The following is an 11,994-nucleotide window of genomic DNA, read 5'->3' as shown; positions in this document are numbered from 1 at the left end:
ATTTAAATGATCTACTCATGATAGCTTCATTACCATTAAAAATAACAATAACCAATGAAAGATGATAAGAACGATACTAATTGATGATGAGGCCCTAGCGAGGGATGTTGTTAAGCATTATCTCAAAGACTATCCAGATATAGAGGTTGTGGCCGAGTGTAGCGATGGTTTTGAGGGATTAAAGGCAATTGCTTTGCATAAGCCTGATTTTGTTTTTCTGGATATTCAAATGCCAAAAATTAGTGGTTTCGAAATGCTTGAGTTGGTAGAAAAGCACCCAGCGGTAATCTTTACGACTGCTTTCGACGAATATGCGATCAAAGCTTTTGAAGTAAATGCTGTAGATTACCTATTAAAACCCATCGAAAAAAACCGTTTCGACCAAGCGATGCAGAAATTGCCTTCGAAATTGGCAAAAGAAGAAACAAGCAATGATTTATTGGAAACTGCTTCCCTATCACCAGCGCAAAACAATAGGATAGTGGTTAAAACTAGCGGAGTTATTAAAATTATCCCGGTAAGTGAATTAAATTACATCGAAGCTGATGATGATTATGTAAAGTTAAATACCACTGAAGGTGTGTTTCATAAGAACAAAACCATGAGCTTTTTTGAACAAACCTTAGACTCGGCACAATTTATCCGTATTCACCGTTCCTATATTATTAATATGGCTCAGGTTACTAAAATAGAGCTAAAAGAAAAAGATAGCTATGTGGTGCTGCTAAAATCGGGCATTTGGCTACCAGTGAGTAAAACAGGATACATTAAGTTAAAAGCTTCGCTTGGATTATAAGTTGCGAGTTTCGGGTTATGGGTTGCGTGTCTGGATGCATAACATCAGGTAAAGAATAATCTATTCTGTGTAATCAACCGCAAAGCAAAAAAATAATTCTTCCCCTTCCTTGCATTTATAAAAAAATCAGGTTATATTTGCACCTCTTATTAAAAAACTCTAGTTAAGATATTATACAGTTATGAAAAGAACATTCCAACCTTCGCAAAGAAAGAGAAGAAACAAGCATGGCTTCCGCGAAAGAATGGCTACAGCAAACGGTAGAAGAGTATTAGCTTCTCGCCGTGCAAAAGGAAGAAAAAGATTATCAGTTTCTGACGAGCGTCGTCATAAAGCATAATTTTTGGTTGTTAGCAGCCAAAATATAGCTGCCCAATAGCAATCAAAAACATGAACACATTCAAGAAAGAAGAACGGTTATGTAGTAAAAAGTCTCTCGACTTACTATTTAAAAGCGGTTCTTCTTTTTTAGTTTATCCCTTTCGCATTACCTACTTGTTTGTTGATGAGCCTCATCAATACCCTGTCCAAGTGGTGATTAATGTAGCCAAAAAGCGTTTCAAACGGGCGGTAGATCGCAATCTTATAAAACGTAGAACTAGAGAGGCCTATCGTTTGCAAAAAGAAACACTCCTTTATTTGCACTTACACCAGCATACAACCTTACTTTTACTTTCTTTACAGTTTATTGGTAAGGAAAAATATGATTACGATTTTTTCGAAAAGAAATTAGATTTAGCTTTCAAGAAATTAATTAGTCAAATCAATCCCAATGAACTTCATTAAACTTATGTTTTCTTGGCTCTTTTTGGGCATTATTAGACTGTATCAGCTGTTGCTTTCGCCATTGTTGGGAGCAAGCTGCAGATTTACTCCAACCTGTTCTCAGTATGGTGTAGAGGCTATTAAAAAACATGGACCTTTTAAAGGAGGGTGGCTTACCTTAAAACGCATCGGGAGTTGCCATCCGTGGGGTAGGCATGGCCATGATCCTGTTCCTTAGATCGAGTCATCAGTCTTGAGTATATTTTTTTCTGTAGATTAGACTTTGGACTTAAGACTTCGGACTCCAGACTTTCTTCTTATATTTGCCCTATGCCTACTATACTTCAACTCGAAACTGCTACTCCTGTTTGTTCAGTTGCCTTATCCATAAACGGAAAAACAGTAGCCTTAAAAGAAGAAACTGCACAAAATATTCATGCTTCTAAACTCACCTTATTCATAAATGACGTGATGGAACAAGCTGGAATTAAATTCAGTGATCTCGATGCTATTGCAGTGAGCAAGGGACCAGGATCGTATACGGGTTTACGCATAGGGGTGTCTACAGCGAAAGGACTTTGTTTTGCTTTAGATAAGCCCCTAATTGGAATTAATACGTTAAGCATGATAGCAGCAGGTTTTTTGGCTGAACAACCAGATTATAAAGGATTGATTTGCCCAATGATTGATGCTAGGCGAATGGAGGTATTTACAGCAATTTTTGATTATAACTTAATGGAGGTTGAAGCAACTAATGCCAAAATAATCGATGACTCGAGTTTTTTAGCGCTTTTAGATACATATGAAATGGCATTTATTGGTAACGGTGCCGAAAAATGCAGTTCAACTATCCAGCACAAAAATGCTAAATTTTTAACTACAAACTATAATTCTGCTTCGAACATGACTTTACTGGCAAATGTAGCATTTACCAGTAAAAATTTTGAAGATGTAGCGTATTTTGAACCTTTTTATTTGAAAGATTTTGTTTTTACGGTTCCGAAGAAAAAGGGATAATTTTTAACCGCAAAGTTGTGTGGGTTTTTAACACAGAGAGAATGAGTTTTCACCGAGTGTACGGAGCTAAATTTTTTAACCGCAAAGGCCACGAAGGGCGCAAAATTGGGTGGTGTTTACCTAAACCCTCTATGTTCTCTGTGGAATTCTCGGCATCTCTGTGTTAATGTGTTAAATACGAATGCAAAGCCAGTGGGTAATTTAATTTTTTAGTGAATCTATAGTCACTTTCTCTTGTTTCTTAGCCAACAAAACATTACTCAAAAACTTCCCCTTATCGCCAGATAATTGGTACGAAAAAGCATCAAATTCTCGTAATCCATTTTTTGACTGGTAGTGTTTATAGTAGGGTGCTTTTAAATTTCTTCCAAAAATGGTATTCGAATTTTTGTTATTAATGTAAAAAGATAGCGTTGCAGCTGATAATTGATCGTTAAAACGCTGATAATTCTCATCGTTTATAAGTAGCGCATTTGTTCTATAACTATTCAGAAAAAATTGTATACTACTCGCATGATTAGCCATCACTAAATAATTGTCGATGATCGTATAAAAAGGCTTTTCAAATTTTTTAAACGGTGCGCCAAAATACCTATACGGTATGCCGGCTTCCCTAAAAATTTTAATATCTGGAGCATACTCCGCACTTAACTCTAATAAAAGCTGACCAACCTTCTCTCCATTACTTAAAGAAATTCCACCAAATTTTTCTCCACTGGCTAATTGAAAGGTTACAAATTGATTTTTAAAATAATTTGGGAAAATTTTCTTGAGGTCTAAGCCATATTTTTTAGCAATCAATTCTTCATTCTTTAAAACCCGCTCATTTCCCTTCTGTTCAATTAACCATTTCGATAAGCTTTCGAGCCAGTTTTGATAATCAGAAATTGCATAAATGGTGTAATTAGCGGTGGTTTTTGGTAAGAGGTTGTTGATTGTTAATTTTTGGTCTGTTAACTTGTCAAATAATTTATAATAGCTGTTTCCATTGCCCAATTTTGTAGTTCCGTTAAATAATAATTTTTCGCTGCTAAAATTGTAATTCAATGTTGCGTAAGTATCGTGTTGATTAAATATATCCAATTCGCCATTTAACGAACTATTCAGGATGTTTTTTAGAATGGAAGGCAAGGCATTGAAATTTAGATAAAGATTGGCTAAACTATTTTTGGTTATTCCTGTATTTGCTTTAATATAATTTGCAAAATCTGAAGTTTTAGCCAGATCGTTACTCATAATTTTTTGCACCTGATCACTTTCATCAGATAAGACCAAAAGGTTATCTTTTATGCCCAGATAAACTGCAACACTATCTGAAAATGTAAGCTTTACTACATCTTTTAGCTGGGTAGTTTTAATACGTTTTGGAAGATAACGGCTTAAAAATTGGTTTAGGTTTACTGCTTCTTTAAGTTGAGTGCAGATTAAATAGCCAACTTGATTGCTTGGTCCTGGAATAAATCCGATGTAAATCTTTTGCTCTTCCAAAAAAGTTGTGAATTCTTGTTCAATCAGCTGCTTTTTTATTGCCTTTAATTGGTCGGATTTTGTTTTCCCTAATGCATATTGAAATAATTCTTGTCCACTTAAAATTTCATAAAAACTCTTATCGTGGTCGAAGCTAAATACTACGCCAGCATTGGCCGATACGGTGTTTATTGAAAGGTCGTTTGCACGCGTACTATTGTTAAGATTAGAAAAATAGAGATATACCATAACGATCATCGCTATGAGCAGTACCACCATTGTAATTATAATTTTTTTCATCTGTTTATAATTTTTGTTTTAGTGGTCAGATGTTCCTTGCAATGGACGGTTCATTGCATATTTGCAAATTTAATTTAATAGTTGAGATTAGCCGAGTTTATACTTGCATTTTCTTAAATTAGCAATCCTTTAAAGCCGAAACGAATGAACAAACGAATTATCCTTACTGCAGCCTTTTTTGGTGCATTAGCAGTAGTTTTAGGTGCTTTTGGTGCCCATAGCCTTAAAAAAATAGTAGATTCCGAATCCTTGGCCATTTGGCAAAAAGGAGTAGAGTATCAATTTTATCATACGTTTGCCTTGTTGTACCTTTCTACTTTTGCCAGATATAAACATAAATTAATTGCCCTGGCTTTTGTTTTATTTACGTTAGGGATTGTTTTATTTTCGGGTTCGTTATATCTACTTGCCTTAAAACACACCTATCACGTTTCATTTGCTTCAATTTTAGGTCCGCTTACGCCAATTGGAGGATTATGTTTTATCGCAGGTTGGATTTCCCTTTTCCTAGCTGCTTTACGCGATAAATAATGTTATTTGCCAGCGCATCGGATTTTTCGGAAAGGGAGACGCTCTTTGTGGAAGTGATATTGCCGTTATCGTTAGCCATCAACTACACCTATAGAGTTCCGTTCGAACTTAGTGAAAGTGTTGCGGTTGGAAAACGTGTAGTGGTGCAATTCGGAAAGCATAAAATATATACCGCCCTCGTTAAAAAAATAGGTACAACTCCACCCGAATTCTATGAAGCCAAGTACATCATCGATGTTGTTGATGAATTTCCGGTAATTACGAAAAAACAGTTCGAATTTTGGGATTGGATAACATCGTACTATTTATGCAATGAGGGCGATGCAATGGCGGCTGCTTTGCCAACGGGCTTAAAATTAGCTAGCGAAACGCTTTTAGTGTTAAGAGAAGAATGGCCCGAACAGTTAGATTTAACTGAGAAGGAAAAGTTAATATTCGATGTGCTTTTAAAGCAACAACGTATGAGTGTTGATGAAGTGATAGCGCTTTTAGGTCAGAAAAAAGTTTATCCTACCATTAATTCGCTCATTAGTAAAGAAGCCATCTATATAGCCGAAGAGGTAACGGAGAAGTATAAACCATTACTTAAATCGTTTATCCGTTTAAATACATTTTATAAAGATGAAGAAAATTTGAGGCAGCTTTTTTCGGTATTAGAAAGAGCGCCAAAACAGTTGGATGCGCTGCTGGGCTATTTAAAATTAGCGAAAGCCAACCCAATTATTTCTAAACAGGTGTTGTTAGAGACGAGTGGGAGTGGACAAGCGGCGCTAAAAGCTTTAATAGATAAAGACGTTTTTAGTATAGAAAAGCGGCAAGTAAGTAGGCTGGCTGAAGCACAGGATGAATTTGAAGTTAATTTTAGCTTAAGTGAGGCTCAACAACATGCATTTAACGAGATAGAATCTAAATTCATGGAAAAAGATGTGGTGCTATTGCATGGGATTACAGCTTCGGGGAAAACACAGTTGTATATAAAATTAATTGAAAAGGCAATTGAGGGGGGTGGACAAGTACTTTTCTTGTTGCCAGAAATTGCATTAACCACGCAGATTGTTGAACGCATAAAATTATACTTTGGAGATAAAATAGGAGTTTACCACTCTAAATTTAATGATAACGAAAGAGTTGAGATTTGGAATAAGGTGCTAAATGGTACGTACCAAGTGCTGCTCGGTGCACGTTCAGCTGTGTTTTTACCCTTTGGGGAGTTGAAATTAATTGTAGTGGATGAAGAGCATGAATCGTCTTACAAGCAACATGAGCCTTCACCGCGCTACCAGGCCAGAGATGCTGCGGTTTTCTTGGGTCATTTGCATCGGGCAAAGGTAATATTAGGTTCTGCAACGCCATCTATCGAAAGTTATTATAATGCAAGTACAGGTAAATACGGATTGGTAAAACTCGAAGAGCGCTTTGGAGGGGTGTTATTGCCCTTGCAAGAGGTAGTGAGTATTGCTGAAGAAACGAAGCGGAAAAAGATGACCGCTTATTTTACAAGTGTGCTTCTAGAACATATCACCATGGCGCTCGAAAATAAAGAACAGATTATCTTGTTCCAAAATAGGCGAGGTTATGCAACTATCCTCATTTGTGCCACCTGTGGCTATGCACCAAAATGTGTGAATTGCGATGTAAGTTTAACCTATCATAAAACCAGTGGAAAACTGCATTGCCATTATTGTGGTTATCATCAAAATAGCATAACTATTTGCCCTGCGTGCGGCTCTGTGCATATCGAGCAAAAAGGTTTTGGAACAGAACGGATTGAGGAAGAACTTTCGCTACTCTTTCCCGATGTAAAAATTGCACGTCTCGATTTAGATAGTACGCGAACTAAAAATGGAATGCAACAACTTATTGCCGACTTCCAAGACAAGAAAACACAAATTTTAATTGGTACCCAAATGGTGGCTAAAGGGCTAGATTTCGATAATGTGGGCCTAATTGGGGTAATTAATGCCGACACCCTGTTAAATTACCCCGATTTTAGAGCATTTGAACGAAGCTATCAGCTTTTAGCCCAAGTTGCAGGGAGAGCCGGAAGAAGGGATAAACAAGGATTGTCGATTATTCAGGCCTACAACGATTCGCATCGTATCATCAAGCAGGTGCTTGATAATAATTACCTCGAAATGTATGCCGATGAGTTGTTAGAACGGGAAAAATATAATTATCCGCCATTTACGCGATTGATTTTTATTAATGTAAAACATAAGGATGCCAATGTGTTAGCTATGGGTGCTCAAAGTTTGGCCACTGCGTTAAGATTGCAATTGGGAACTCGTATTTTAGGTCCAGAACAACCTTTGATCGCCCGAATTAGAAATTATTATCTAAAGCAGATTAGTATCAAGATTGAGAAAACGATCAGTGTACAAAAGGTAAAGGGCATGATAAAGGATACCATCAAAGAATTTAATACGCAAAAGGAGTTTAAGAGCATAATTGTACAGATTGATGTGGATCCTTACTAGAAGAAATTGTTAGGAAATTAATACTGTTAAATTATATTCAAAAACCTATTTTTGGGCATAATGGCGTATAAATTTATAGACAATTACAGAGAACAGGGTGCACGTAAAAAATTGGTTGTTTTGCTTAAAGAACGAGGCATTACAGACGAACGCGTATTAAAAGCCATTGGTAAAGTACCACGTCACTTCTTTTTCGACGAAACCTTTTGGAATCAGGCTTATAAGGACATTGCTTTTCCGATAGGCGATGGACAAACCATTTCTCAGCCTTATACTGTAGCCTATCAAACTGAAGTGCTTCACATTCAAAAAGGGGATAAAGTTTTAGAAATAGGTACGGGATCTGGTTATCAGACTTGCATTTTGATGGAATTGGGTGCAAAGGTATACACTATAGAGCGTCAAGAGAGCATATATAGGCATACCATAAGAGTCTTGCCAGGAATGGGCTATAAGGCCGATTTTTTTCTGGGTGATGGGTCTAAGGGCATCGAAGAACATTCGCCTTACGATAAAATTATTGTTACTGCAGGGGCACCTTTTGTACCCGAAGTTCTCTTAAAGCAGTTAAAAATTGGCGGTATTTTGGTAATTCCGGTAGGGGATGAAAAATCGCAGAAAATGGTTACAGTGATCCGTGTTAACGAGAACGATTATGATAAGATAGAATTAGACACGTTTAGATTTGTACCGCTGGTTGGGGATCAGGCTTGGTAGATAAATAGTTAATTAAATCTTCATCGCTCTATCCATTTCCCTTTTACTTTCGCGATCTTTAATACTATCCCGTTTGTCGAATTCTTTTTTACCTTGAGCCAAGGCAATTTCTATTTTGGCAAAACCCCTGTCGTTAGTAAAAATGCGTAATGGCACAATTGTATAGCCTTTTTCTTCGCCCTTAACTTTTAGCTTTTTGAGTTCTTTCTTTTTTAACAATAAAGCACGGTCTCTTTTTATGTCGTGATGATGAAAAGAACTATGGCTATATTCAGAAATGTGAAGGTTTCTAACGTAAAGAATGTTTCCAATGAACATACAAAATGCATCGGTCATGTTTGCTTTTCCTTGTCTAATCGCTTTAATCTCAGTACCTAATAGGGCAATGCCCGCAACAAAACTTTCTAGTACATGATAATCGAAATATGCTCTTTTATTCTTTATTTGGATGTCGTTCGCCATAATATCTGCTAATATCTGAAAGAAAAGCCGATAAAATAAACATTATCTGTGTTTTTGGTTAAACCATAATTAAATCCAATGTCAAATTTTAGGTTTTCAGTAGGCAAATAGCCCAATCCACCATTAACAGACAGTTGAAATTGTTTACGTTCTGCGTCTACTGTAAAATAACTTTCGGCAAAGGCTTCGAACGATCTGCTAAACTCTTTGCCCAGTACTACCGAATGCAGAAAACTACCATGATAGCCAGAAGTGAGTGCAGATTTTACGACGTCGAATTGTACTTGTGTTCCAAAACCAAAATCGTTCCCTAAATCTACACTAAATGGAAAAACGACACCTGCTTCTATATTCGAATTATCGGCACTCGTAGGTAAATTTACATAAGGCATCATGGCAAAGGCTGTTTTACCATCATCATTACCCCAAAAATTATATTTTACTCGAAGAGTTAAATCACCAAAGCCTGATGAGTTATTGATTTTATTTCCACTTTTATCCTTTATGTAGCTATTTGCATAACTTCCAACTACCAATTGCAAATCGGTACGGTTGTTTATACCGAGTTTTAGATTCGCAAGATTAAAATTATTTTCTACTGTTTTTATACCCGCTGTTTTATTTATAGTGGTTTTAAACACATCGGTTTCGATTTGAAAATGTCCGGCATCGACCGAAATTGGGCTTTCGGTAATGTCGGGTCTATCTGTGCTTAATCCACGCATTTTATCTTTTGGAACAGGTGAAACAAAGTGTATTTTTTATCACTTTGTGCGAAAGTTGAAAACGCCCAACTTAAAATAATTAATAGTAGTAGTTTCTTCATTATCTTACGATTAAAACTGGAATAGTTACTTTATGGCGAACCGAATCGACGGTGGTACCAAATATAAGGTCTTTTAAGCCCTTGTGTCCATGTGCGCCCATTACCAACAGTTCAATTTGATTTTGTTTACTAATCTCGGCGATGGCCTTTGCTGTACCTCCAAAACCAATATGTGGACTAGCCTCATATCCTAAATCATGCAAATTTATACGATATTTTTCCAAATTTTCGGTATCTGATTGAGTTTCGTGATCCATTACCGTTTTTCCATGATAGCGTGCTGCAGCTGTTTCGACCACGTGAATTAAGTAATAATGAGCTTCTTTTCCGCCCTGAATTAGCGCATGGCGGATCGTATTTCTATCATTGGTAGAAAAATCTACGGTAATACCTATTTTTTTATAGTTAATTTTTTCTACATTTTCTATGGCTAAGGCATTTCCATGAGGCACATTACCAATGCGTTGGTTTCTATTAATCAACGGATAAATAAAGATATAAACGAGTAATAAACCCACTAAAATAGCCATAGGAATTACAATTACATAGATGTACCAGCCATTATCTTCGGCAATCCATCCTGTTATTTCTTCGACCACAAGTTTAATATTTAAACTCACAATGGCTACCGCACTCATCCAAGCCAGCACTTTTACCCAAGTTTTGATGGTAAAATCTTTCATTTCCTTTTTATCGGAGGTAAGGTGAATTAAGGGAATAATAGCAAAACCGAGTTGTAAACTTAGTACAACTTGACTTAGGATTAATAATCCGCCGAGCGCATTTTCTCCAAAAAACAAAATGGTAAAAAAAGCAGGGATAATAGCTAATAAGCGAGTTATTAAACGCCTTAGCCAAGGTTGAATGCGTAAGTTAAGGTGGCCTTCCATAATAATTTGTCCTGCTAAAGTACCTGTAACGGTCGAACTTTGTCCAGCCGCAATTAACGCTATCGCAAAACAAGCAGGGGCAACATTACCAAAAATATCGCTCAGTAAGCGATGGGCGTCTTGAATTTCGGCTACTTCATGAAAACCATTTTTAAAGAAAGCTGCTGCAGCTAAAATTAAAATTGCTGCATTTACAAAAAATGCAAGGTTTAACGCAACGGCAGTATCGATAAAGTTAAATTTAATAGCTTCTTTGATTCCTTTACTATCGCGTTCAAATTTTCGGGTTTGAACCAATGAAGAGTGCAGATAGAGGTTGTGTGGCATAACGGTTGCACCGATAATACCAATGGCAATGTACAGCGCATCGCCGGTGAGCAAAGAGGGTTCGAACCCACGAATAACTTCTTTAAGGGAAGGTTCAACAATAAACATTTCGATGAGAAAAGAAACGCCAACGATAAAAACCATCGACACGATAAATGCCTCCATTTTTCGCATTCCTTTGTTTAAAAGAAAAAGTAAGAGCACGGTGTCGAATATAGTGATAGACACGCCCCAAATTAATGGAAGACCGAAAAGTAGGTTTAACCCGATGGCCATACCAATAATTTCGGCTAAATCGCATGCAATAATGGCGGTTTGTGCTAAAATGAACAAGGGGAAATTAACCCATTTTGGATAGGTATTTCTAGAAGCTTGCGCTAAATCTAGTCCCCTTACAATCCCTAATCGCGCACTTAAGGATTGTAAAAGCAATGCAATTAAGTTCGACATCAATAGCACCCAAATTAACTGATAACCAAATTTACTGCCGCCGGCAATATCCGTGGCCCAATTACCAGGATCCATATAACCCACACTTACGAGGTAAGCCGGACCAATAAATGCCAGTATTCTGCGCCATCCTTTTCGCTTATCGGTGGCAACACTTTTGTGCACTTCGCTTAATGACTGTTTTTGGTTCATATATTACCTGCTAATTAAAATGTGCTTTGCTACTTCCTTGCTAATGTTTATTTTTTTATCGTCGACTAACAATTCTACTGAACCGTCGAAATCTATAATTTCGGATATTGCTATTTTTTTACCTAGAATTAATCCAAGTTTCTCTAAATGCTTTAAAAATGGAGTAGAGTGTTCGCTTACTCCGGTAATCGTGCCTTTTTCGGTAGCTTTAAGCTTACTCAATTTGATAAAAGAGAGATCCGCAAAGTTTCCATGTTGGTCGGGTATTGGATCGCCGTGAGGGTCTACTTTAGGGAACTCTAAAAACTCATCTAATCGCTCTACCAATAATGTTGATGCAATATGTTCGAGCTCTTCGGCTACCTCATGTACCTCATCCCATTTGAAATTTAATTTTTCAACTAAAAATACTTCCCATAATCGATGTTTTCTAACAATATTTATGGCAGTAAGTTTCCCTTTTTCGGTAAGCGTTACACCCTGATATTTTATATAATCGACCAATTCCTTCTCTGAGAGCTTTTTAAGCATATCGGTAACCGAAGCTGCCTTGGTTTGGATACGCTCGGCGATGGCATTAGTTTGCACCGGGTTACTGATAACCGACAGGTGATAGATTACTTTTAGGTAATTTTCTTCGGTGAACGATTGCATTTTTTGTTAATCTAATTATAAATTTAGACAAATCTAAAAAATATTTTGTAAAATAAAAAGGAAATTTTGAATGCATTTGTAAAATAAAATTTGGCGAATAAGCGTTAGTATCCTACCTTTGGT

At 36.8% G+C, this 11,994-nt stretch carries 13 protein-coding genes; 8 read left to right on the top strand and 5 right to left on the bottom strand.

Going from position 1 to position 11,994, the window contains the following annotated elements; all coding sequences use genetic code 11:
* The first annotated feature begins 61 nt into the window (after positions 1 to 61).
* The 5 genes from WG904_RS13605 to tsaB all read left to right on the top strand — a co-directional run bounded on the left by WG904_RS13605 (position 62) and on the right by tsaB (position 2,578).
* Positions 62 to 796 (top strand): LytR/AlgR family response regulator transcription factor, encoded by a 735-nt coding sequence (locus tag WG904_RS13605; RefSeq protein WP_339579870.1) that lies wholly within the window; start codon positions 62 to 64, stop codon positions 794 to 796.
* Positions 797 to 977: 181 nt separating this feature from the next.
* Positions 978 to 1,136 (top strand): 50S ribosomal protein L34, encoded by a 159-nt coding sequence (gene rpmH / locus WG904_RS13600; RefSeq protein WP_055133745.1) that lies wholly within the window; start codon positions 978 to 980, stop codon positions 1,134 to 1,136.
* 50 nt (positions 1,137 to 1,186) lie between these two features.
* On the top strand, positions 1,187 to 1,582 hold the full coding sequence (gene rnpA / locus WG904_RS13595; RefSeq protein ID WP_339579869.1) for a ribonuclease P protein component: 396 nt from the start codon (positions 1,187 to 1,189) through the stop codon (positions 1,580 to 1,582).
* Positions 1,569 to 1,799, top strand: coding sequence for a membrane protein insertion efficiency factor YidD (gene yidD / locus WG904_RS13590; protein WP_339579868.1), 231 nt, complete (start codon positions 1,569 to 1,571; stop codon positions 1,797 to 1,799). The genes rnpA and yidD overlap by 14 nt, the downstream gene beginning before the upstream one ends.
* Positions 1,800 to 1,891: 92 nt before the next feature.
* Positions 1,892 to 2,578, top strand: coding sequence for a tRNA (adenosine(37)-N6)-threonylcarbamoyltransferase complex dimerization subunit type 1 TsaB (gene tsaB / locus WG904_RS13585; RefSeq protein ID WP_339579867.1), 687 nt, complete (start codon positions 1,892 to 1,894; stop codon positions 2,576 to 2,578).
* A 201-nt stretch (positions 2,579 to 2,779) separates the two neighbouring features.
* On the opposite strand, the gene WG904_RS13580 is transcribed toward tsaB, so the two are convergent.
* On the bottom strand, positions 2,780 to 4,345 hold the full coding sequence (locus WG904_RS13580) for a hypothetical protein (protein WP_339579866.1): 1,566 nt from the start codon (positions 4,343 to 4,345) through the stop codon (positions 2,780 to 2,782).
* Between the two features lie 144 nt (positions 4,346 to 4,489).
* Between WG904_RS13580 and WG904_RS13575 the strand changes: the two genes are divergently transcribed.
* From WG904_RS13575 to WG904_RS13565, 3 genes are read left to right on the top strand one after another with little or no spacing between them, the layout of a single operon-like run.
* Entirely contained in the window at positions 4,490 to 4,876 is a 387-nt protein-coding gene (locus WG904_RS13575) for a DUF423 domain-containing protein (RefSeq protein ID WP_339579865.1), read from the top strand.
* On the top strand, positions 4,876 to 7,353 hold the full coding sequence (gene priA, locus WG904_RS13570; RefSeq protein ID WP_339579864.1) for a replication restart helicase PriA: 2,478 nt from the start codon (positions 4,876 to 4,878) through the stop codon (positions 7,351 to 7,353). Before WG904_RS13575 ends, priA begins: the two co-directional genes overlap by 1 nt.
* A gap of 60 nt (positions 7,354 to 7,413) precedes the next feature.
* Entirely contained in the window at positions 7,414 to 8,070 is a 657-nt protein-coding gene (locus tag WG904_RS13565; RefSeq protein WP_339579863.1) for a protein-L-isoaspartate(D-aspartate) O-methyltransferase, read from the top strand.
* A 12-nt stretch (positions 8,071 to 8,082) separates the two neighbouring features.
* Here the strand turns inward: WG904_RS13565 and smpB are convergent, their stop codons facing one another.
* The 4 genes from smpB to WG904_RS13545 form a co-directional block, all read right to left on the bottom strand.
* Complete coding sequence (gene smpB / locus WG904_RS13560; RefSeq protein WP_339579862.1) at positions 8,083 to 8,532, bottom strand: SsrA-binding protein SmpB; 450 nt, start codon at positions 8,530 to 8,532, stop codon at positions 8,083 to 8,085.
* A gap of 8 nt (positions 8,533 to 8,540) precedes the next feature.
* Positions 8,541 to 9,257, bottom strand: coding sequence for a transporter (locus WG904_RS13555; RefSeq protein WP_339579861.1), 717 nt, complete (start codon positions 9,255 to 9,257; stop codon positions 8,541 to 8,543).
* Between the two features lie 100 nt (positions 9,258 to 9,357).
* Positions 9,358 to 11,217, bottom strand: coding sequence for an Nramp family divalent metal transporter (locus WG904_RS13550; protein WP_339579860.1), 1,860 nt, complete (start codon positions 11,215 to 11,217; stop codon positions 9,358 to 9,360).
* Between the two features lie 3 nt (positions 11,218 to 11,220).
* Complete coding sequence (locus WG904_RS13545; RefSeq protein ID WP_339579859.1) at positions 11,221 to 11,871, bottom strand: metal-dependent transcriptional regulator; 651 nt, start codon at positions 11,869 to 11,871, stop codon at positions 11,221 to 11,223.
* Between the last annotated feature and the right edge of the window lie 123 nt (positions 11,872 to 11,994).

This window comes from Pedobacter anseongensis (assembly GCF_037482965.1).
GTDB lineage: Bacteria > Bacteroidota > Bacteroidia > Sphingobacteriales > Sphingobacteriaceae > Pedobacter > Pedobacter anseongensis.
This window is presented reverse-complemented; position numbering and strand designations above follow the sequence as displayed.

Bases quoted from the DNA above. Each gene is read 5' to 3' on its own strand.
- WG904_RS13605 (WP_339579870.1), top strand. From the start codon at position 62: ATGATAAGAACGATACTAATTGATGATGAGGCCCTAGCGAGGGATGTT.
- rpmH (WP_055133745.1), top strand. From the start codon at position 978: ATGAAAAGAACATTCCAACCTTCGCAAAGAAAGAGAAGAAACAAGCAT.
- rnpA (WP_339579869.1), top strand. From the start codon at position 1,187: ATGAACACATTCAAGAAAGAAGAACGGTTATGTAGTAAAAAGTCTCTC.
- yidD (WP_339579868.1), top strand. From the start codon at position 1,569: ATGAACTTCATTAAACTTATGTTTTCTTGGCTCTTTTTGGGCATTATT.
- tsaB (WP_339579867.1), top strand. From the start codon at position 1,892: ATGCCTACTATACTTCAACTCGAAACTGCTACTCCTGTTTGTTCAGTT.
- WG904_RS13580 (WP_339579866.1), bottom strand. From the start codon at position 4,345: ATGAAAAAAATTATAATTACAATGGTGGTACTGCTCATAGCGATGATC.
- WG904_RS13575 (WP_339579865.1), top strand. From the start codon at position 4,490: ATGAACAAACGAATTATCCTTACTGCAGCCTTTTTTGGTGCATTAGCA.
- priA (WP_339579864.1), top strand. From the start codon at position 4,876: ATGTTATTTGCCAGCGCATCGGATTTTTCGGAAAGGGAGACGCTCTTT.
- WG904_RS13565 (WP_339579863.1), top strand. From the start codon at position 7,414: ATGGCGTATAAATTTATAGACAATTACAGAGAACAGGGTGCACGTAAA.
- smpB (WP_339579862.1), bottom strand. From the start codon at position 8,532: ATGGCGAACGACATCCAAATAAAGAATAAAAGAGCATATTTCGATTAT.
- WG904_RS13555 (WP_339579861.1), bottom strand. From the start codon at position 9,257: ATGCGTGGATTAAGCACAGATAGACCCGACATTACCGAAAGCCCAATT.
- WG904_RS13550 (WP_339579860.1), bottom strand. From the start codon at position 11,217: ATGAACCAAAAACAGTCATTAAGCGAAGTGCACAAAAGTGTTGCCACC.
- WG904_RS13545 (WP_339579859.1), bottom strand. From the start codon at position 11,871: ATGCAATCGTTCACCGAAGAAAATTACCTAAAAGTAATCTATCACCTG.